Here is a 20,613-nt window from a genome sequence, read left to right on the forward strand (position 1 = left end):
AATAACTTAACAGAATGGAAATTATGGCTACCGAACCTCGTAAGATACTTGTTACCTGCGCCCTGCCCTACGCCAACGGTTCTATCCACCTTGGCCACATGCTGGAGCACATTCAGGCTGATATCTGGGTTCGCTATCAACGAATGCGTGGCCATACCGTTCACTTTATCTGTGCCGATGATGCCCATGGCACGCCCATCATGCTCAAGGCCAAACAGCTGGGTATCGCTCCCGAGCAGATGATTGCCGCCGTGCAGCAAGAACACCAGCACGACTTTGACCGTTTTAATATCGGCTTCGACAACTATCACACCACTCACAGCAACGAGAACCGCGAATTTGCCGAGCTGATTTACGGTCGCCTCAAGAGCAACGGCTTTATTGAGAATCGCACCATTTCACAGCTTTACGATCCCGAACAGAACATGTTCTTGCCCGACCGCTTCGTAAAAGGCACCTGCCCCAGCTGCAAGGCGGAAGATCAGTACGGTGACAACTGCGAAGTCTGCTCTGCCACCTACAGCCCGGCCGAGCTGATTAATCCACGCTCTGCCGTGTCCGGTGCCACCCCGGTCATGAAAGACAGCGAGCACTTCTTCTTCGACCTGCCGCAGTTCAGCGGCATGCTCAAGGCCTGGACCCGCTCCGGCGCCCTGCAGGAAGAAATGGCCAACAAGCTGGAAGAATGGTTTGAAAGCGGCTTGCAGCAGTGGGACATTACCCGTGATGCGCCCTACTTCGGCTTTGAAATTCCCGGCGCCCCGGGCAAATATTTTTATGTCTGGCTGGATGCCCCCATCGGCTACATGGGCTCGTTCAAGAATTACTGTGATAAACGCGGCGATCTGAATTTTGACGAGTACTGGAACAAAGACAGCAGCACAGAGCTGTATCACTTTATCGGTAAAGACATCGTCTATTTCCACAGCCTGTTCTGGCCGGCCATGCTGGAAGGCAGCGACTTGCGCAAGCCCACCAATATCTTCGTACACGGCTATGTCACGGTGAATGGTGCCAAAATGTCGAAGTCCAAAGGCACCTTTATCAAGGCCGACACCTATCTCAACCACCTGGATCCCGAGTGTCTGCGTTATTACTACGCCGCCAAGCTGTCCAGCCGCATCGACGATCTGGACTTGAACCTGGATGATTTCGTAGCCCGGGTAAACAGCGACGTGGTCAACAAACTGGTCAACCTGGCCTCACGCAACGCCGGTTTTATCGCCAAGCGTTTCAATGGTCAACTGGCCGCCACCTGTGCCGAGCCCGAGCTGTATGCCGAATTTGCCGCCGCCGGCGAACGTATTGGCCAGTTTTACGAGCAGCGCGAATTTGGTCGTGCCATTCGTGAAATCATGGCACTGGCCGACAAGGCCAACCGTTACGTAGACGACAAGGCTCCCTGGGTGCTGGCCAAGCAAGAAGGTAAAGACGACGAGCTGCAAGCCATTTGCTCGATGGGCATCAACCTGTTCCGCGTACTGATGACCTATCTCAAGCCGGTCATGCCCAAGCTGACCGAGCGCACCGAAGCCTTCCTTAACACCACCTTGAGCTGGGATGCGGTTGCCGAGCCGTTGCTGGATCATACGGTCAGCAAGTTCAGCGCCCTGTTCAGCCGTATTGACGCCGACAAGGTAACCGCCATGGTAGAAGCCTCAAAAGAAGATCTGGCCGCCGAACAGGCCCAGGTCAAGCAGGTCACGGGCCCGCTGGCGGACGACCCCATCAGCGACACCATCAGCTTTGATGATTTTGCCAAAATCGATCTGCGCGTGGCCTTGATCACCAAAGCCGAAGCCGTGCCAAAAGCTGAAAAACTGCTGCGCCTGGAGCTGGATCTGGGTGGCGAAACTCGCCAGGTGTTTGCCGGTATCAAGTCGGCGTATAACCCGGAAGACCTGGAAGGCAAGCTCACCGTCATGGTGGCCAATCTGGCACCGCGCAAAATGCGCTTTGGCGTGAGTGAAGGCATGGTACTGGCCGCCGGCCCCGGCGGTAAAGACCTGTGGATCCTGGAACCCCAGGACGGCGCCCAGCCCGGCATGCGTATAAAGTAATTCCCCTGCGGGGAGCCGTCAGCCCTCCGCTTTAAGCTGTCAGTTAAAAAACAAAAACCGAGCCATAAGGCTCGGTTTTTTATGGAAAAAAAACAGCGTGGTACGCTTTACGCCATAAGCCGTACGAGAAGACCCAAGCTGGCTCTTAACGTATGGCGCAACGCGTACGGCGTACGGCTGTGTTTTCCGTTAGCATTCGATGATGTTGACCGCCAAACCACCGCGAGCGGTTTCCTTGTACTTGCTTTTCATGTCTTTGCCGGTTTCGCGCATGGTCTTGATCACCTTGTCCAGCGACACCTTGTGCTCACCATCACCACGCAATGCCAAACGGCTGGCGTTAATGGCCTTTACCGAGCCCATGGCATTGCGTTCGATGCAGGGCACCTGAACCAGACCACCCACCGGATCGCAGGTCAGTCCCAGGTTATGCTCCATCCCGATTTCGGCGGCGTTTTCCACGTGCTCTATGGTCCCGCCCACCACTGCGGTCAGCGCCGCGGCAGCCATGGAGCAGGCCACGCCCACTTCACCCTGACAGCCCACTTCGGCGCCCGAGATAGATGCATTTTCCTTGTACAAAATACCAATGGCGGCGGCAGTCAAAAAGTACTGTACCAGTACATCGTCATCCACCGGCTGCACAAATTTATCGTAGTAATGCAGTACCGCCGGAATAATACCCGCGGCGCCGTTGGTGGGTGCAGTCACAACTCGGCCACCGGCGGCGTTTTCTTCGTTCACCGCCATGGCGAACAAATCCACCCACTCCATAACACTCAATGGATCCTTGTTATAAAGGGACTCGCTGTTCAAACGACGCAACAACGAAGGAGCCCGACGCCTAACCTTGAGACCACCAGGCAAAATGCCCTCGGTTTTGCAGCCACGCGCCACGCTGTCTTTCATCGTTTGCCACAGCTTGCGCAGCCCGGCAATCACTTCTTCTTCACTGCGGTTCACTTTTTCGTTGGCCATCATCAGGCTGCTGATCGACATGCCATTTTCACGGCATAGCTGCAGCAATTGATCACCACTTTTAAAAGCAAACGGCACCGGCTTGGCGCTGGACTCGGCGGCGGCGCTGGCTTTGGTGTTGGCAAACTCTTCCGCCTTGACGATAAAACCGCCACCAATGGAATAATAAGACTGCTCAAACAGAACTTTTTCGCCGTTATCCGTGCTGGCATCCGAAGCAAAGGCACGGCAGGTCATGCCATTGCTGTGCAGCGGCAAAGTTTTGCGGCGATGAAAAACAATCGCACCGGTACGCGGAAAATCCGCCAGGTGGCTTTGATTAAGCAGCAGCTGCTGGCTGCTTTCTACCTGCTCCAAAAAGCCCGGTATCATGTCTATGTCAACGGTTTCGGGATCAAATCCCCCCAGGCCCAGTATCACCGCCTTGCCGGTTCCGTGACCTACGCCGGTTTGCCCCAAGGAACCAAACAACTCTACTTCTACACGACGAGCCTGGCTCAGTATGCCCTGCTCCTCCATGGCGGTAACAAAGGCATGTGCCGCTCGCATCGGCCCCACCGTATGGGACGAAGACGGACCGATACCAATACTGAACATATCGAACACGCTGATCATGAGCATACTCCAAAGCACAACAGGGTTTACAATCTGTAATGATTAACTGACAGAGCCGACGGCGGCCGGAAAGGCTCAGGCCATCCGCTCAACTATTTTTGAATAATAGTAGAGTTATTTGAAAGACAACCCAACATAAATTTAACAACGAAAAAAAATGAAGTGGAATTTGTGATATGGATCCCGTGTTAGCGGGCAATCTGTTGCGCAAATTGATGAATGACGGCGGCGGTAATACCCCAAATCCACAAGCCGTGCCAGCGAATGAACACCACCTGGTGGCTGCGGCCCTTGCGGCGCAGGTGAAACAGATGGTGGTGGCGCAAGTCCAACAGATAATCGAGTGGTACTCGAAACAGTTCGTCGACCTCGCCAGGATTAAGCTTGAACACAGGCGAGCCGTCTATCAGACCCACAAAGGGGGTCAGCGCAAAGCCGGATATCGTATATTGCGCCTGCAGTTGTGCCAGTGGCTGGCACTGCTCGGGCAGCAGGCCGATTTCTTCCCAGCTTTCGCGTAGCGCCGTCTGCCACAGGCTGGCATCACTGCTGTCGGCACGCCCGCCCGGAAAGCTGACCTGCCCCGGATGATGACGCAAATGACGACTGCGCCGGGTCAATACCAGCTCCAGCCCCTGCCCGGTTTGCAGCAAGGGCATGAGCACCGCCGCCGGATAGGCATGAAGCGGCAAATGCGGGTCCGGCAGTGGCGGCATCAGGTTAATGCGCGTTTTTAGTTCATCCAATGTCATGGTTCAAAACCTAAAAATCCAAAGTGCTATTTTTGCCACGGAACCCACGGAAGAAAACCGAAAAATCACGCTAAGATAAGAGCGAAAAGTGACTAAACACTCAATCATGTTACAGCTTTAAGGCCGACGCTAGGTATTGGTGTTGAGTTTCCTTGGTGCGAGGGGAAGCCGAGCGCTATCTCATCCGGTATATATTTTTTGATTTTATCTTTATTTTTCCGTGAGTTCCGTGGATTCCGTGGCGAAGCAATCTTTAAGGTCTATCTTTAACCGATAACCGATAACCGATAACCGATGGCTTTAAGCTGCCCCATGGGCTATTTATAACTCAGATAGCACCGGCAGAATTTTACCCAGCTTATCAAAGAGTTCCTGATATTCATCTGCGGCGTTAGAGTCGGCCACCACGCCACCACCGGCCCAGCAGTACAACTGTTCCCGCTCGGCCACCAGGGTACGAATGGTAATACTGGTGTCCATACGGCCGTGAGCACTAATGTAACCTATGCTGCCGCAATAGGCGTGGCGGCGATGGGTTTCCAGTTCCTCGATAATCTGCATTGCTCGTACCTTGGGCGCGCCGGTAATGGAGCCGCCAGGAAAAGTCGCCGCCAGCAAGTCGGCACCAGTCAGGCCCGCCGTCAGCTCGCCGGTAATGGTCGACACCAGATGATGCACCGCCGGAAACGACTCTATGGCAAATAACGACGGTACCTTGACCGTGCCCGGCACACACACCCGGCCAATATCATTGCGCAACAAGTCCACTATCATCAGATTTTCGGCGCGATCTTTGGGGGCTGCCGCCAGTTCGGCGGCCAATTGCTGATCTTGCTCGGCCGTGGCACCCCTTGGCCGCGTGCCTTTAATGGGCTTGGTTTCTACCTGCCGCCCCTCCAGCGCAATAAAGCGCTCTGGCGACAGGCTTAGAATGGTACTGGTGGGCAATTGCAAAAAGGCCGAAAACGGCGCCTGATTATGGGCACTTAACTGTCGATACGCCTGCCAGGTGTCTCCGCTGAAACCACTGTTAAAACGCAGCGTCAAATTTATTTGATAGCAATCTCCCGCCGCCAGATATTGCTGCACACGATCAAAGCTGGCTTCATATTGTGCCGCACTCTTATTGGCCTGCCAGTCTCGGGTCAGCTTGAAAGGAGTAACCGAGGCGGATGTGGCTGCACACTGCGCCTGCCACCAGGACAAGCGTGTACTCAAGGCGGCGGCATCGCCCAGCACCAGCAGGTGTGCCAGTTCCTGTTCGCAATCTATTACCCAGGCCCAATTGACCAGGGCGACCGCCATGTCCGGCGTGGCCAATTCATTAATGGCCTCATTGGGCAGGCATTCCAACCGTCGTCCCAGGTCGTAACTGAACAGGCCCAATGCGCCCCCGGCAAAGGGTAAATGTTGGTACGCTTGAGGCAAGGTGACCGGACCGATCAACTCGTCTTGCCAGGTTTTTAACAGGCTAAAGGGCGAATCGGTTGACGTATGGCGCCCGCTAGGATGATCGATCACCGTTTCTTCCCCCCGAGTCACCAGGGTCGCGAGCGGCTCGGCACTGATTATATGAAAACGGCTATCATCCCCTTTGGTTGCTCCCGATTCCAGCAACATGGCCCAGGGTAAATGGGCAACAGGCGAAAAAAAATCATGCACCGAGCCGTTAAACGGCTGGCTGTGAATGTGCAAAGACAGTCCCATTATGTAATCCACTCGACAGTTTTGGCATCTGGTCTGGCGCTCAGGCTGGCCAGCCTAGGGCCGCGAAGCGTATCATAGCGGGCATTATAACAATACCGAGCATAGTCTGGGTGCATTGTTCTTAGGTCGTAAATAATAAAAAACCAATGCGCCTGTCACAGAGCCAACGCTACACCTCGTGAGGAAGCCATGAGCATTATCAAGAAACAAGACTTTATCGACTCCATTGCCGATGCCCTGCAATATATTTCTTACTATCATCCACTGGACTTCGTGCAGGCGCTGGAAAAAGCCTACAACAAAGAACAGAGTCAGGCCGCCAAAGACGCCATCGCACAAATTCTCATCAACTCGCGTATGGCCGCCGAAGGTCAAAGACCTCTGTGCCAGGACACCGGCATAGTGACCTGCTTCGTTAAAATCGGCATGCAGGTACAGTGGGACAGTGACCTGACCGTGCAGGAAATGGTGGATGAAGGGGTACGTCGCGCCTACAGCGATCCCGATAACCCGCTGCGCGCCTCTATCGTGTCCGACCCTGCCGGCCGGCGTATCAACACCAAAGATAACGCCCCTGCCGTGGTGCACATCGACATGGTACCCGGTGGTGACGTGGAAGTGGCCATTGCCGCCAAGGGCGGCGGCTCCGAAAACAAGTCCAAGATGGTGATGCTCAACCCGTCCGACGACATAGTGGAATGGGTACTCAATACCCTGCCTACCATGGGCGCCGGCTGGTGCCCTCCGGGCATGCTCGGTATCGGCATTGGCGGTACCGCCGAAAAGGCCGCCGTACTGGCCAAGGAATCCCTGATGGATCCGGTAGATATTCACGAGCTGATGGAACGTGGCGCCGAGACCACCGAAGAACAGCTGCGTCTGGACATTTTCGAAAAAGCCAACAAGCTGGGTATTGGTGCCCAGGGCCTGGGGGGCTTGACCACAGTAGTGGACATCAAGATCAAGTCGGCGCCCACACACGCCGCCTCCAAGCCGGTGGTCATGATCCCCAACTGTGCCGCCACCCGCCACGTGCATTTTCACCTCGACGGTTCGGGCCCTGCCGAGTTGACCCCGCCGAAGCTGGAAGACTGGCCACAAGTCACCTGGGAAGTGGGTGAAAACGTGCGCCGCGTCAACCTGGATACCGTGACCCGCGCCGACATCAAAGAGTGGAAAATGGGCGAAACCGTGTTGCTGTCCGGCAAGCTGCTCACAGGCCGTGACGCCGCCCACAAGCGCATTCAAGAGATGCTGCACAATGGCGAGCCATTGCCGGTGGACTTTAAAGACCGCTTTATCTACTACGTGGGTCCGGTGGATGCCATTGGTGATGAAGCCGTGGGCCCTGCCGGCCCTACCACGTCTACCCGCATGGACAAGTTTACCGACATGATGCTGGAACAGGCCGGCCTGATGGGCATGGTCGGCAAGGCAGAACGCGGGCCGGCCACCGTTGAATCGATCAAGCAGCACAACGCCGTGTATCTGATGGCCGTTGGCGGTGCCGCTTATCTGGTGGCCAAGGCGGTGAAGAAAGCCCGCGTGGTGGCGTTCGAAGACTTGGGCATGGAAGCCATCTACGAGTTTGACGTAGAAGACATGCCGGTCACGGTGGCGGTAGACTCTGAGGGCAACAACGCCCACGTATCGGGCCCCGCTATCTGGAAAGCCAACATCGCAGAGCTGGATGCGAGACTCCGTGAAGTGTAAAGCGTAAAGCCTAATGTTCAAAACACCGAGCTGATGCTCGGTGTTTTTTTCGCCTTGTAAATTGCGTTTAATACTAACCCGTATCGAAATGGCGGTGCTGAGCCAGCTCCACGTCCTGCTCGCTAATGTTATCTACGCTGGCATTGCTGGGACCCTGGCGTAACCAGTGCACCAGCTGTCTGACTTTGGCTGCTTCGCCCTCGGCCCAGACCTCTACCCGGCCATCGGGTAAATTTCGGGCGTAGCCGGTCACCCCCAACCGTTCAGCTTCGCGCTGGGTATTGAAGCGAAAGCCAACTTCCTGCACCTTGCCGCTTACTAAAATTATTTTTGCAATTTCAGTCATTTTTCTCGCTCCCTGTTTGTGCTTTCGTCCGCATATCTCTAAAATTATCGCCCTTTTCTTATAAACAGCCAAGCCTATGACCACCTCAGTGACGCTTATCGCCGGACGTGAAAAATCCCTTCTTCGCCGCCACCCCTGGGTATTTTCTCGTGCCGTAGACAAGGTACAAGGCCAGCCTAATGCCGGTGATACCGTAGACATTTTAAGCAGCAAAGGCCAGTGGCTGGCCCGTGGTTTTTACTCGCCGCAATCACAAATTCGTGCGCGGGTATGGAGCTTCGATAAAAACGAAACCATAGACGACGCCTTCTTCTTGCGCCGCCTCACCCGCGCCAAAGACAGCCGCCAGCCGCTGATCGACGAGCAAGGGCTGACCGGTTATCGCCTATGTGCCGCCGAATCCGACGGTTTACCCGGTGTGACCATAGACGTGTACGCCAATGTCGTGGTGTGTCAGCTGCTAAGCACCGGTGCCGAGCGCTGGCGCTCGGCCATTGTCAGTGCCTTGACCAGCTTGTATCCCGAGTGCTGTGTGTATGAGCGCTCCGACGTGGCGGTACGCAAAAAAGAAGGCCTGAAAGAGCAGAAAGGGTTACTGGCCGGCACCCTGCCCAGCCAACCGGTAGTGATAGAAGAAAACCAGGGCGTAAAAATTCTGGTCGACATAGAGCAAGGCCATAAAACCGGCTTTTATCTGGATCAGCGCGATAATCGCCGTATTGCCGCCCGTTATTGCCAGAATAAACGCGTACTCAACTGCTTTAGCTACACCGGTACCTTTGGCGTGTATGCCCTGAAAGGCGGCGCTTCTGAAGTGGTTAACGTGGATATGTCCGAGTCTGCACTGGCCCTGGCCAGGCAGAATGTAACGCTCAACAAGCTGGACTTAAGCCGCGCCAAATTTGAACAGGCCGATGTATTCAAACTACTGCGCAGCTATCGAGACCAGGGCCAGCGCTTCGATGTGATCGTACTGGATCCGCCGAAGTTTGCCGAAAGCAAAGCACAACTCAATGGTGCCTGCCGCGGTTATAAAGACATCAATATGCTGGCCTTTCAGTTACTGAATGCCGGTGGCATCTTGCTGACTTTCTCCTGCTCGGGATTGATGACTCAGGATCTGTTCCAGAAAGTGGTGGCCGACGCCGCCCTGGATGCCGGCCGCGATGCACAAATTCTGGAGCGGTTGAATCAAGCCGCCGACCACCCCATTGGCACCGCCTACCCGGAAGGTCATTACCTGAAAGGTCTGGTAGTCCGCGCCTGGTAACCCGCTCACCCTGCACCTGACGGTGCTTTGCTGAGCATGAATCGACTCTGCACACAAGACGCTGTTTATTCGGGTGTCGCGGAGTCGATTGTCCAATCCTTTACCCACAATCTCGTTCTGTTGCTCCAGATGCACCCCAGGGTAATTAGGAGTAACATAGTGCCTTTACGTCAGTGATCTCAAGGAAGCCCAAGTGGAACCTATTCGCCTCACTCAATACAGCCATGGCGCCGGCTGCGGCTGCAAAATTTCCCCCAAGGTGCTCGACACCATATTACACAGTCAGTTACCCCGCTTTAATGATCCTCGGCTGATCGTCGGCAACGACAGTCGTGACGATGCCGCCGTAGTGGATGTAGGCAATGGCATGGGGATTATTTCGACTACTGATTTCTTCATGCCCATTGTTGACGACCCCTTTACCTTTGGCCGCATTGCCGCCACCAACGCCATCAGCGATGTCTATGCCATGGGCGGCACCCCTGTGGTGGCGATTGCCATTCTAGGCTGGCCGGTGAATCTGCTGGCCCCCGAAGTGGCACAACAGGTCATTGATGGTGGCCGTCAGGCGTGCAGGGATGCCGGTATTTCGCTGGCCGGCGGCCACAGCATAGATGCCCCCGAACCCATTTTCGGCCTGGCGGTCACTGGGCAAATCGCCTTGGATAAAGTCAAGCGCAACGACACCGCCGCCGCCGGTGACATCCTGTTTTTGACCAAACCGCTGGGCATCGGCATTTTGTCGACTGCACAAAAGAAAGGCGTCCTGCTGCCCGAGCACGCTACCCTGGCCGCCGACGTCATGTGCCAGTTGAACAAGCCCGGTCAGGACTTCGCTCAACTGTCTGGCGTCAGTGCCATGACAGACGTCACCGGTTTTGGCTTGATGGGCCATTTGGTGGAAGTCTGCGAAGGGGCCAATGTGAGCGCCACGCTGCATATGGACAAGATACCGCTGCTGCCCGCGGTGGATCACTATCTGGCCGCCGGCGCCGTGCCCGGTGGTACCCTGCGCAACCTGGATGCCTATGGTCACAAGCTGGCAACGCTGACTCAGCGCCAGCAGCATATTTTATGCGATCCACAAACCAGTGGCGGCTTGCTGGTAGCCGTTAACCCCGGTGCCGTTCATGACTTTTTGCAACTGGCCGAGCAACATGACTTGCAGCTCACTGCCATTGGCGAATTAACCGCGCCCGGAGCACATCGCATCGAGGTGCTGGGTGAGTAATGTGACCCATTCCCTTGAGCTGACCGCCGATTATGATCATCTGCTGGCCAACGATATCCCGCTGCTCGACCTGCGGGCACCGGTTGAATTTATTGAAGGGGCTTTTCCCTGTGCCACCAACCTGCCGTTGATGACGGATGACGAGCGGGCTCAGGTAGGCACCTGTTATAAGCAGCAGGGGCAAGCCGCTGCCATTACTCTGGGCCACGATTTAGTCAAGGGCGAGCTGCGAGAGCAGCGCCTGCAAGCCTGGCTTACCTGGTTGGCAGAACACCCCACGGGCGTGATTTATTGCTTTAGAGGCGGGCTGCGCAGTCAAACCGTACAACAGTGGCTGGCCGAGGCCGGTCGCCCGGTGACGCGGGTGCAGGGGGGCTATAAGGCGCTGCGTCGGCGCTTGCTGCAAGAAATAGAAACCGGCTTCGAACAACCCGGCTTTGTATTATCGGGCCTCACCGGTAGCGGCAAGACCGACTGGCTGACCCGCACACCGCTGGCACTGGATCTGGAAGGCTATGCCCACCATCGCGGCTCCAGCTTTGGCCATTGGGCCGAGCCGCAGCCTACGCCCATCGACTTCGAAAATCGCCTGGCCATTGCCCGTCTCAAACAGCGTCGAGCTGGTATCAACAGCTGGCTGGTAGAAGATGAAAGCGCCATGATTGGCCGCTGTGCCCTGCCCAAGCGGGTATATGAGCGCATGCAGCAAAGTCCGATCCTGCTGCTGGAAGTGCCCTTCGAGCAAAGAGTACGACAAATTCAGCACGATTATGTTGAGGTCATGCTGGCTCACTTTAGCGGCGATATCTCGCGTCTCAGCGACTATCTGCAAGACAGTCTCAAACGCTTGTACAAGCGCCTGGGCGATAGAGATTGGCGTCGCTTGTCACAACAAATGACCGATGCCATCAACCAGCAATTGCTGGGCTATGACTGTGACGGCCATCAGGAATGGATAAGCGAACTGCTCAATCGCTATTATGACCCCATTTATCGCCGCCATCAGGTCAATAAAGAAGACCGGATCGTACAACGCGGTAACGAAGAAGAACTGGCCCACTGGTTGGCCAGGCAGCCGCCGAGCATCACTGCGTAAGTAAACAGATTATGTTAAGTATAAAGGACTGATAACATGCTAAACCGCGTTACCCTGCCAGTGACCGCCTTTGCCCAAAACTGCTCTCTGGTGTGGTGCAGTGCCACCAACAAGGCCGCCCTGATCGACCCCGGTGGCGAAACCGACCGTTTGCTGGCCGAGATCAGGCAGCGTAACCTTACCCTGGAGTCCATTTTGCTGACTCACGGTCATCTGGACCATGTGGGGGCCACCGGTGAGATCATTGCCACCCAGCCGGTGCCGGTGATTGGCCCGGGCAAGGAAGATGCCTTCTGGATAACCGCACTGGACCAGCAAGTGCAGATGTTTGGCTTTGCTCCCGTGCCCGGTTTTACGCCGGATACATGGTTGGCTGCCGGTGATAGCGTGACTGTCGGCAACGAAACCATGGAGGTATACCACTGCCCCGGGCATACGCCAGGCCATGTGGTATTTGTGCATCAGGCACAAAAACTGGCCTTTGTGGGAGACGTGCTGTTCAACGGTGGCGTGGGCCGCAGTGATTTTCCGCGCGGCGACCATGCCACCTTGATCCATTCTATTATGCACACCTTGTTGCCCCTGGGAGACGCGTTCACCTTCGTGCCCGGCCATGGCCCGGAAAGTACCTTTGGCCATGAACGACAGCACAATCCCTATCTACGCTGAGACCCGGAACCATCAACACTAACAAGCTGACGAACTGTTTCCGTATGATCTGAAGATCATGCTCGAGCCTGTCGTTTTATCTTTTATCTGTTTGCAGATAATCACCGAGATCATCAATGAAAATAAAGCATAAACTGGGGCTCAATACCCTGCTGGTCATGCTCGCCATGGCCGCCCTCTTCGTATTGTTCGCCAGGACCCTCAGTACCATCAAGCAGTTGAATCATGGTACCGAGCTGGCCATGTCGCTCGAAACCGGCATGCTGGGCCTGCGCAGGGACGAAAAGGACTTTCTCGGCCGCCTGGATATGAAATACGTCACCGAATTTCGGCAGACGCTGGTGCAAAACCAGCACGTGGTGAACGAGCTGGAACAACTACTGGCAGAATTCGACTTCGATACTCAGGCACTCGAGACGCTGCGCCAGCGGTTCAGCGAATACGGTCAGAATTTTGAACAGGTGGTACAAGCCCATCAGCTGATGGGGCTCGACCATGAATCCGGTCTCAACGGTGAACTGCGGGCCGCGGTACACGGCATCGAAAAGGCGCTGGCACAATATAATGCCGATTCAATACTGGTCACCATGCTGCAGCTGCGCCGGGCAGAAAAAGACTTCATTCTGCGCCAGGATCCCCGTTATCTCGACAAATTCGACACTCTGTTCGTTACTCTGGAGCAACAGCTGCGCGCGGCGGCCATGCCTACGCAGATGCTGGCACTGGCCAACACCTATCAGGATCGCTTTCATCGTTATGCAGACGGCGCTCGTCGGCTCGGTTTCAGCAGCGATCAAGGCCTGCAGCTGACCATGCGGCAAACCATTCATAGTACCGAAAGTTTGCTGGAAAATACGGTACGGGACGTAGAGGCTCTGACTCACCAGCACGCCGATCGGGCCGGTACCCTTGCCATGGTCATGTTTATCACCATGTTGCTGCTGACTTCGGTGATCGCCCTGCTGATCGCACGCTCGATTTTCATACCGATCAGCCGAATTCAGCAAGGAGTGCAGAAAATCCACGAGAGCCACGATCTCAGCCTGCGGGTCGAAGAACAGGGCAAGGATGAACTCACCGAGATGGCACGGGCGCTCAATACCATGCTTGCCGGCTTTCAGCGGGTGATCCGCCAGGTCAACGAGGCGGTCGAGACCATGAATCATACCACCGAGGTGTTATCCGAAAACGCGGCCCGTACCAGTACCGATATCGAACGCCAGCAGGCAGAAACCGAAATGGTGGCTACCGCCGTCACGGAAATGGTTTCCACCATCGAAGAAATTGCCCATAACACCGAAAACACCGCGCTCAAGGCTGGCTCTACCCACAGCGGGGCACAGCAGGGACAACTGCAGGTGCAGGGCTCCATCGGTCGCATTCGCCACTTGTCCGATACCCTGGACAACACCGTCGGCAGCATGGAGGCGCTCTCAACCCAGAGCAATACCATAGGTAACGTGCTGGGAGTGATTCAGGGGATTGCCGAGCAGACCAATCTGCTGGCCTTGAATGCGGCCATTGAAGCGGCGCGAGCCGGCGAGCAAGGCCGCGGCTTTGCCGTGGTGGCCGATGAAGTGCGCGCCCTCGCCGGTCGCACCCAGGAAGCCACGCTCGAAATCTCCCAGATCATCACCTCCCTGCAGGCCAACACAGGTGCCATGGTCAAGATGATACACAGCAGCAGTGAAGAAGGCCGGGAAAGCAGTAAGCAGGCAGGAATGGTCGAAACCGTGCTCAATAACATCACCCGGGAGATCACGGAAATCTCGGACATGGCTACACAAATCGCCACCGCCATAGAGCAGCAAAGCAGCGTCGCCAGCGAAGTGGGGCAAAATGTGGTCGTGATACGAGATATCACCGAAGATGCCGCCCAGGCCGTGCGCGATAATTCCCGGGCCAGCAGCGACATTGCGGCTCAGGCTCGGGAACTGCGTCAGGTCGTTGCCGCGTTTCGGGTATAACCCGCTTCAATCATCCCACTCATCGTCGTCATCCTCGTCCGCTACCGCAGCGGGGGTGATGACGGCGGGTGCCAGCACCGACACCGCGGCCAGCAATTGACGGCGGTTTTGCCAATTCCCCACAAAGCCAAAACGATAACGGTCTTCTTCCAGTTTAAAACGGTCTTCAACCTGAGTGCCCAACGTCTCTTGCACCAATGCCAGTTCGGCATCGTTTAATGCCAAATCCAGCGTAAAGGCAATAATGGCACCATCGTGGCCCGGTAATTTACCCTTGTTGACCGCACACACCCGCTCGCGCGGCAAGGCAACGGCCTGTTTGCCAAGACCATTCACCAGATACAGCTGTTGCTCATCAAAGGCCAGGTTGATGAGTCGCTGCCGACTCCAGCTGGGTGGCCACAAACTCAGTAACAGCACTGTCCCCCCAAACAAGATACCGACCCAGTGAATCAAACCAAAACCGCTTTGCCCGTCCCATAACGCCGCTCCTACCGCCAGCAAACTGGCCAGCAACACCAGACTGTGCGTAAGATAAAAACGCAGCGCCGGGGGGCATAACACAAAAGTCAAAGGTTGCGCTAATAGCGAGGATAAAGGCAAGCGCTGCACTGTCATGGGATATTCCAATAAACAAAAGGTGGCATACCCTAGCAAAAAAACATGTCGCCATAAATAATGGTGCCTAGAGGGCTCAAAATCTGTCATGGTTAACCATGACTTTTACCGGCTCAAAACGCGGATTTTGACCAATAATATCGTTACAAATCAAGTGCGTGTTCAGCACAAGGAGCAAACATATGTATAAAGGGATTAACCCGCTGTGGCTGGTGTTACTGGTCGGCCTGATGCCTGCCTTTAGCTGGGCGCAGGCGGTGGGTGGCTATGCCGCGGGGTGCCAGTTTGATGCCAGAGCCTTGCCGGCCAGCGGCACCGGCTTTCATGTGATCCGGAGCAGTAGAGAACGCTTTTATGGCCAGCCAACCCTTATCAATTATCTGCAAGCACTGGGTAAAAAAGTCGAACAGGCACAGTTGCCGCCCATGCTGGTAGCCGATATTGCCATGAAACGGGGCGGCCCTTTTGCCTATGGTCATCGTAGCCACCAAACGGGGCTGGATGCCGATATCTGGCTGCGTACACCGCCCACGCAAACCTCACCCCGGCAGTTAGAAAACGTCCCGGCGGTTGATATGGTGAATCACTCGCTTTATATCTTAAGCCCCCAGTTCAAGGACCAGCAGCGCCAGCTGATCGCCCTGGCGGCACAAGACCCTCGAGTCAGTCGTATTTTCGTGCATCCATTGATCAAGCAGGCCATGTGCAATACTTATGGCAAGGCGCCCTGGCTGAACCGTTTGCGCCCCTGGTTTGGGCATTCAAGCCATTTTCATGTTCGCCTGCATTGTCCACCCGGCGATAAGCACTGCGAACCCCAAGCCAAAGTGGCACCTGGTACAGGGTGTGGCAGTGAACTCGCCAGCTGGATAAAAGATAAAAGCGGAGCCATCAGCAGTGGTGGCGCGCGCAAGCCCTATCGCCCCGTGCTACCCGCGCAATGCCAACGCTGGGTTGCTCAGAAACCATAAAGGAGCGCATCATGTCATCGACACCAGCCTATGTGATCGCACTGGATCAAGGCACCACCTCGTCGCGCGCCATTATTTTTAACGACAAAGCACAGGTCGAAGGCAGCGCCCAGCGGGAGTTTACCCAGATTTATCCTCAACCCGGCTGGGTCGAACACGATCCCATGGAAATATGGGCCAGCCAGCGCGCAACCCTTACCGAGGTACTGGCCAAAACCGGCATCAGCCCCCAGCAGATTGCCGCCATCGGTATTACCAATCAGCGTGAAACCACCGTCATCTGGAACAAACACACCGGACGCCCCATTCACAACGCCATTGTCTGGCAATGCCGGCGTACTGCCGATCTCTGCGAGCAATTAAAAGCAGAGGGGTTGAGTGACTATGTGCAGGACAATACCGGCCTGGTGATCGATGCCTATTTTTCGGCCACCAAGATAAAATGGCTACTGGATAACGTGGAAAATGCCCGCGAACAGGCGGAGCAAGGCGAACTATTGTTTGGCACCATAGATACCTGGTTGATCTGGAAACTGACCGAAGGCCGGGTGCACATCACCGACTACACCAATGCCTCGCGCACCATGTTGTTTAATATCAATACCCTTGAGTGGGACAGCACCCTGCTGGACGCGCTGGATATTCCGGCGTCACTCTTGCCTGCAGTCAAACCTTCCTGCGAGATATATGGCTATGCCCAGCTCGGTGGCAGCTTGGGTGGCAAGATCCCCATTGCCGGTCTGGCCGGTGATCAGCAAGCCGCGCTGTTTGGTCAGCTGTGCGTTCATAAAGGCATGGCCAAGAATACCTACGGCACCGGCTGCTTTTTATTGATGAACACCGGAAACAAGCCGGTTCGATCCCAGCATGGCCTGTTAACCACCCTGGCCATAGGGGCCAAGGGCGAGGTCAATTACGCGCTCGAAGGCTCGGTATTCATGGGCGGTGCCATTATTCAATGGCTGCGTGACGAGCTAGGCTTAATCCGGTCGGCTGAAGATACCGAGTATTTCGCCAGTAAGGTTGAAAACAGCAACGGCGTGTATCTGGTTCCCGCCTTTGTGGGGCTGGGTGCCCCCTACTGGGATCCTTACGCCCGTGGCACCCTGATGGGCTTGAGCCGAGGCGCCAATCGTAATCATATTATTCGCGCCGCCCTGGAAGCCATTGCCTACCAGAGCCGCGATATGCTGGATGCCATGCAACAGGAAGCCGATGTGAACTTGACGGAGCTGAAAGTGGACGGGGGCGCCGTGGCCAACGAGGTATTAATGCAGTTCCAGGCCGATATCAGCCATATCGACGTTATTCGGCCCAAAATACTGGAAACCACCGCCCTGGGCGCGGCCTTTCTGGCCGGGCTGGCCGTTGGATTATGGCAAGACACCGGGCAATTGGCGCGCACCTTGGTCCAAGATAAACGTTTCTCCCCTGCCATGAGCCAATTGCAGCGTGACACCCTGTATCAAGGTTGGCAAAAAGCGGTAGCACGGTCCCGGCACTGGATTGAATAAAGGGGTGTAGTACAACGGCGGCGTTAAAAGGAAACAGTATGCCAGCAGACGATAAGGCAGTAGATGTGTTGGTCATTGGTGGCGGCGTGAATGGCGTGGGTATTGCCATGGATGCTGCCGGCCGCGGCCTTAAGGTGGCGTTGTGCGAAATGCATGATCTGGCGTCGGCTACCTCGTCCAACAGCAGCAAATTGATCCATGGCGGGCTGCGTTATTTAGAGCATTACGAATTTTGTCTGGTTAAAAAAGCCCTCGCCGAACGAGAAATATTATTGGCCAGCGCGCCCCATATTATGTGGCCGCTGCGTTTTCGCCTGCCCCACCAACCCCATTTACGCCCAGCCTGGATGTTGCGCCTGGGTCTGTATCTATACGATCATCTGGCCAAACGCGAGCAATTACCCCGCTCGCGCAGCCTTATTTTCAATGCCGCCAGCCCACTGAAAAGCAGCATTAACATCGGCTTTGAATATTCCGACGGCTGGGTGGATGATGCACGGCTAGTGGTGCTGTGCGCCATGGCGGCCCGCCAGCATGGCGCCGAAATAAAGCCTCGCACCCGCTGTATTAAAGCCGTACGCGAACAGGGCCAGTGGCGGGTGACGCTGCAACAGTCCGGTCGCGGCACTCAAGACGCTCCGCAAGAGCAATATCGCTGCAAGGTGTTGATCAATGCCGCGGGCCCCTGGGCCAGTTCGTTGTTTGACGAAGTGCTAACCCAGCCTGCTCCCAAGCAGCTGCGCCTGGTCAAAGGCAGCCATATCGTGGTGCCCCGGCTGCACGATGAACCCAACGCCTATATTCTGCAGCATACCGATCAACGTATCGTGTTTGTCATTCCCTATGAACAGCAGTTCTCACTGATAGGTACCACGGATGTCGACTACCAGGGAGATCCGGCCGAGGCAAAGATAGAGGCCGCAGAGATAGACTATTTATGCCAGGTGGTAAACGATCACTTCAAGCGGCAAATCGCCCCCGCAGAGGTGGTATGGAGTTATTCCGGCGTACGCCCCCTGATGAGTGATGAAAGCGTCAGTCACGAAAAGGTCGATAAAGAGAAGGGCGCTGACACACAAAACGATGCGCAAACCGCCTCTCGGGATTATACCTTTACTCTGGACGCCCCCAAGGGAAGCGCCCCACTGCTCTCGGTCTTTGGTGGCAAGCTCACCACTTATCGATTATTGAGCGAAGCCGCCGTTGACGCCATAGCGCCGTTCTTTTCCAAACCCCGAGCCCCCTGGACCAAAAATGCCATACTGCCCGGTGGGCATTTCAGCTCGCAGCCCGCACTGATTGCCGAATTACGGCAACACTATCCCTGGTTGAGTCACTCAATGCTGCAACGCTTCGCCCGCAGCTACGGCAATCTATGTCAGCATTTTTTACACGATTGCCACGATTTGGCCGCACTGGGCGAGCACTTTGGCGCAGAGTTATATCAAAAAGAAGTGGATTACTTGATGGACGAAGAATGGGCTTATAGCGCCGAAGATATTCTTTGGCGCCGCAGCAAGCTGGGGCTGGTGCTTGGCGAAGAGCAACAAGCCCGTCTGCAACAATATATGGAGGCAAAGCAATCTCGCTAATCCAGGAAAAAGCGACACACGCTCAACTCCCCAAGCCTTCATCTTCAACAATATGTACCGGCAAGGCGGTAAAGGCCGAGACCGCCTTAATGTTCTATATCACTGCCGTTGTTGGCTGCCACTTGCTTTCGCTCCGGATTAAGCCAGGGCTCCAGACCTTTGGCTTCATCAATAAACAGCTGCAAATGCGGAAACGGCATTTCAATATTCGCATCATCCAGCCCCTGCTTGATGCTTTCCAGCAGCTCGCAAGATATGCGCCCTTTCACTTCCACATCTTTGGAATGCACCCACACCTGGGCACTCAGGTTCAATGACGAGTCCGCCAGCTCGCGCAACTGCAGCCGTGGCTGCATTTGGTCGTTGGTAATCACCATGGGGTGCGCAGACAACAAGGGCATAATCACCTCACGGGCATGGGCCACCGACTCTTTATAGGCAATGCCCAATGGTATGCGAATGCGGGTCGGCCCTTCCACACTGAAGTTGACGATATCCGAAGTGGCCACGCGCTCGTTGGGGATCATGGTAAACACGTTGTCACGGGTGCGCAGCCAGGTCGTTCTGAAGGCAATGCGGATCACTTTGCCCTCTTCACCGTTAATTTTCACCCAGTCGCCAATGCGAAACGGCCGCTCTATCAACAAGGTAATACCGGCAATAAAGTTGGCCAGGGTCGACTGTGCCGCAAAGCCCACGGCAATACCCACTATGCCCAAACCGGCCACAATCGATAACACATCAAAACCAAACTGCGCCAATACCGTAATGGTACCCATGGCAATCAATGCCACCGACAGCGTATTTTTACACAACTGCTCTAATGACGAGTCAATATGATGACGGGACAGATTCGAGGTCAGCCCCCGTGACAGCAACAGCCAGAGCACGTAAAAGGCCAGCGCCATCAATCCGGCTCGGGCCGCTCCCTTAAGCATCGCATCGGGAGCGTTATATTGCGCCAGAATGGCAATAATCACCGCCAGCCCCAGTAAATAGCGCAACACCATGCGTCCGGCAATAAAGGGTTTTTCTCCGTAACGGGATCGCCCCAGCACCAGTTTAAGCAGGCTGGCCAACAACCAGTACAAGATCCCAAACAGCAGCAGTATCATCACCGACACCAACAGCTGCCCCACCACCATAACGGCAAGCTCCTGCCAGTTAAGCCCACTCATGCCCAGGGCATTACTGGTATCCAGCAGGCTTTCTTGAAACTGCTTCCACAGCAGGGTAAAACTTGAAGTCGCCATCTGCACATCCTTGTTGACAGAGTAGATTCATCATTTAACCACTCTTTATACTATAGCGGTTAGCACTCGGTCGAACGATCATTGGTCAGGTTTTAGTCTCGCCAACTTCTACATTGGGCTGGCATAAAACATAAGGCCCCGTCAGGGTAACGGGGCCTTAAGCAATCACGTATAACGTATGTGGAATTCACTTCCTACTCCCTTTAGCAACATTGAAACTTCAGTCAGTAGCTGATCTTTTCTCCAGGAAATAAAGCTGCG

Annotated in this window: 16 protein-coding genes; 10 read left to right on the forward strand and 6 right to left on the reverse strand. The window is 55.3% G+C overall.

Going from position 1 to position 20,613, the window contains the following annotated elements:
• The first annotated feature begins 23 nt into the window (after positions 1 to 23).
• The gene (gene metG / locus IEW52_RS04835; RefSeq protein ID WP_188628933.1) at positions 24 to 2,060 is read left to right on the forward strand and encodes a methionine--tRNA ligase; all 2,037 of its coding nucleotides are present in this window, start codon (positions 24 to 26) and stop codon (positions 2,058 to 2,060) included.
• 189 nt (positions 2,061 to 2,249) lie between these two features.
• Here the strand turns inward: metG and IEW52_RS04840 are convergent, their stop codons facing one another.
• The 3 genes from IEW52_RS04840 to pabB all read right to left on the reverse strand — a co-directional run bounded on the left by IEW52_RS04840 (position 2,250) and on the right by pabB (position 6,112).
• Positions 2,250 to 3,653: an L-serine ammonia-lyase gene (locus IEW52_RS04840; protein ID WP_188628934.1), complete on the reverse strand. Its 1,404-nt coding sequence runs from the start codon at positions 3,651 to 3,653 to the stop codon at positions 2,250 to 2,252.
• 188 nt (positions 3,654 to 3,841) lie between these two features.
• A complete protein-coding gene (locus IEW52_RS04845) occupies positions 3,842 to 4,405 on the reverse strand; it encodes a CoA pyrophosphatase (protein WP_188628935.1) in 564 nt (187 codons plus the stop codon).
• A gap of 321 nt (positions 4,406 to 4,726) precedes the next feature.
• Positions 4,727 to 6,112, reverse strand: a complete 1,386-nt coding sequence (gene pabB / locus IEW52_RS04850; RefSeq protein ID WP_188628936.1) for an aminodeoxychorismate synthase component I — start codon at positions 6,110 to 6,112, stop codon at positions 4,727 to 4,729.
• Between the two features lie 189 nt (positions 6,113 to 6,301).
• Here pabB and IEW52_RS04855 point away from each other — a divergent pair, with 189 nt between their 5' ends.
• Positions 6,302 to 7,825 (forward strand): fumarate hydratase, encoded by a 1,524-nt coding sequence (locus tag IEW52_RS04855; RefSeq protein WP_188628937.1) that lies wholly within the window; start codon positions 6,302 to 6,304, stop codon positions 7,823 to 7,825.
• Between the two features lie 73 nt (positions 7,826 to 7,898).
• Here the strand turns inward: IEW52_RS04855 and yccX are convergent, their stop codons facing one another.
• Entirely contained in the window at positions 7,899 to 8,171 is a 273-nt protein-coding gene (yccX, locus tag IEW52_RS04860) for an acylphosphatase (protein WP_188628938.1), read from the reverse strand.
• Positions 8,172 to 8,247: 76 nt separating this feature from the next.
• On the opposite strand from yccX, the gene IEW52_RS04865 reads away from it, so the two are divergent.
• The 5 genes from IEW52_RS04865 to IEW52_RS04885 all read left to right on the forward strand — a co-directional run bounded on the left by IEW52_RS04865 (position 8,248) and on the right by IEW52_RS04885 (position 14,404).
• Complete coding sequence (locus tag IEW52_RS04865; protein WP_188628939.1) at positions 8,248 to 9,441, forward strand: class I SAM-dependent methyltransferase; 1,194 nt, start codon at positions 8,248 to 8,250, stop codon at positions 9,439 to 9,441.
• A gap of 193 nt (positions 9,442 to 9,634) precedes the next feature.
• On the forward strand, positions 9,635 to 10,672 hold the full coding sequence (gene selD, locus IEW52_RS04870) for a selenide, water dikinase SelD (protein WP_188628940.1): 1,038 nt from the start codon (positions 9,635 to 9,637) through the stop codon (positions 10,670 to 10,672).
• 1 nt (position 10,673) lies between these two features.
• Positions 10,674 to 11,768: a tRNA 2-selenouridine(34) synthase MnmH gene (mnmH, locus tag IEW52_RS04875; protein WP_373286215.1), complete on the forward strand. Its 1,095-nt coding sequence runs from the start codon at positions 10,674 to 10,676 to the stop codon at positions 11,766 to 11,768.
• A 36-nt stretch (positions 11,769 to 11,804) separates the two neighbouring features.
• On the forward strand, positions 11,805 to 12,437 hold the full coding sequence (locus tag IEW52_RS04880; RefSeq protein ID WP_188628941.1) for an MBL fold metallo-hydrolase: 633 nt from the start codon (positions 11,805 to 11,807) through the stop codon (positions 12,435 to 12,437).
• Between the two features lie 116 nt (positions 12,438 to 12,553).
• Positions 12,554 to 14,404, forward strand: a complete 1,851-nt coding sequence (locus tag IEW52_RS04885) for a methyl-accepting chemotaxis protein (RefSeq protein WP_188628942.1) — start codon at positions 12,554 to 12,556, stop codon at positions 14,402 to 14,404.
• Between the two features lie 6 nt (positions 14,405 to 14,410).
• On the opposite strand, the gene IEW52_RS04890 is transcribed toward IEW52_RS04885, so the two are convergent.
• Positions 14,411 to 15,022 (reverse strand): hypothetical protein, encoded by a 612-nt coding sequence (locus tag IEW52_RS04890; RefSeq protein WP_188628943.1) that lies wholly within the window; start codon positions 15,020 to 15,022, stop codon positions 14,411 to 14,413.
• A 182-nt stretch (positions 15,023 to 15,204) separates the two neighbouring features.
• On the opposite strand from IEW52_RS04890, the gene mepA reads away from it, so the two are divergent.
• From mepA to glpD, 3 genes are read left to right on the forward strand one after another with little or no spacing between them, the layout of a single operon-like run.
• Positions 15,205 to 15,993, forward strand: a complete 789-nt coding sequence (gene mepA / locus IEW52_RS04895) for a penicillin-insensitive murein endopeptidase (RefSeq protein WP_188628944.1) — start codon at positions 15,205 to 15,207, stop codon at positions 15,991 to 15,993.
• Positions 15,994 to 16,004: 11 nt separating this feature from the next.
• Entirely contained in the window at positions 16,005 to 17,507 is a 1,503-nt protein-coding gene (gene glpK / locus IEW52_RS04900; protein WP_188628945.1) for a glycerol kinase GlpK, read from the forward strand.
• A gap of 38 nt (positions 17,508 to 17,545) precedes the next feature.
• Positions 17,546 to 19,099 (forward strand): glycerol-3-phosphate dehydrogenase, encoded by a 1,554-nt coding sequence (gene glpD / locus IEW52_RS04905; protein WP_188628946.1) that lies wholly within the window; start codon positions 17,546 to 17,548, stop codon positions 19,097 to 19,099.
• 86 nt (positions 19,100 to 19,185) lie between these two features.
• Here glpD and IEW52_RS04910 read toward each other — a convergent pair whose 3' ends face one another.
• The gene (locus IEW52_RS04910; protein WP_188628947.1) at positions 19,186 to 20,352 is read right to left on the reverse strand and encodes a mechanosensitive ion channel family protein; all 1,167 of its coding nucleotides are present in this window, start codon (positions 20,350 to 20,352) and stop codon (positions 19,186 to 19,188) included.
• Positions 20,353 to 20,613: the final 261 nt, after the last annotated feature.

It is taken from the genome of Oceanisphaera marina, assembly GCF_014643915.1.
Classification (GTDB): domain Bacteria; phylum Pseudomonadota; class Gammaproteobacteria; order Enterobacterales; family Aeromonadaceae; genus Oceanimonas; species Oceanimonas marina.

What these genes read in the sequence shown, in the direction of transcription:
- metG (WP_188628933.1), top strand. Translation starts at nt 24, where the DNA reads ATGGCTACCGAACCTCGTAAGATACTTGTTACCTGCGCCCTGCCCTAC.
- IEW52_RS04840 (WP_188628934.1), bottom strand. Translation starts at nt 3,653, where the DNA reads ATGATCAGCGTGTTCGATATGTTCAGTATTGGTATCGGTCCGTCTTCG.
- IEW52_RS04845 (WP_188628935.1), bottom strand. Translation starts at nt 4,405, where the DNA reads ATGACATTGGATGAACTAAAAACGCGCATTAACCTGATGCCGCCACTG.
- pabB (WP_188628936.1), bottom strand. Translation starts at nt 6,112, where the DNA reads ATGGGACTGTCTTTGCACATTCACAGCCAGCCGTTTAACGGCTCGGTG.
- IEW52_RS04855 (WP_188628937.1), top strand. Translation starts at nt 6,302, where the DNA reads ATGAGCATTATCAAGAAACAAGACTTTATCGACTCCATTGCCGATGCC.
- yccX (WP_188628938.1), bottom strand. Translation starts at nt 8,171, where the DNA reads ATGACTGAAATTGCAAAAATAATTTTAGTAAGCGGCAAGGTGCAGGAA.
- IEW52_RS04865 (WP_188628939.1), top strand. Translation starts at nt 8,248, where the DNA reads ATGACCACCTCAGTGACGCTTATCGCCGGACGTGAAAAATCCCTTCTT.
- IEW52_RS04880 (WP_188628941.1), top strand. Translation starts at nt 11,805, where the DNA reads ATGCTAAACCGCGTTACCCTGCCAGTGACCGCCTTTGCCCAAAACTGC.
- IEW52_RS04885 (WP_188628942.1), top strand. Translation starts at nt 12,554, where the DNA reads ATGAAAATAAAGCATAAACTGGGGCTCAATACCCTGCTGGTCATGCTC.
- IEW52_RS04890 (WP_188628943.1), bottom strand. Translation starts at nt 15,022, where the DNA reads ATGACAGTGCAGCGCTTGCCTTTATCCTCGCTATTAGCGCAACCTTTG.
- mepA (WP_188628944.1), top strand. Translation starts at nt 15,205, where the DNA reads ATGTATAAAGGGATTAACCCGCTGTGGCTGGTGTTACTGGTCGGCCTG.
- glpK (WP_188628945.1), top strand. Translation starts at nt 16,005, where the DNA reads ATGTCATCGACACCAGCCTATGTGATCGCACTGGATCAAGGCACCACC.
- glpD (WP_188628946.1), top strand. Translation starts at nt 17,546, where the DNA reads ATGCCAGCAGACGATAAGGCAGTAGATGTGTTGGTCATTGGTGGCGGC.
- IEW52_RS04910 (WP_188628947.1), bottom strand. Translation starts at nt 20,352, where the DNA reads ATGGCGACTTCAAGTTTTACCCTGCTGTGGAAGCAGTTTCAAGAAAGC.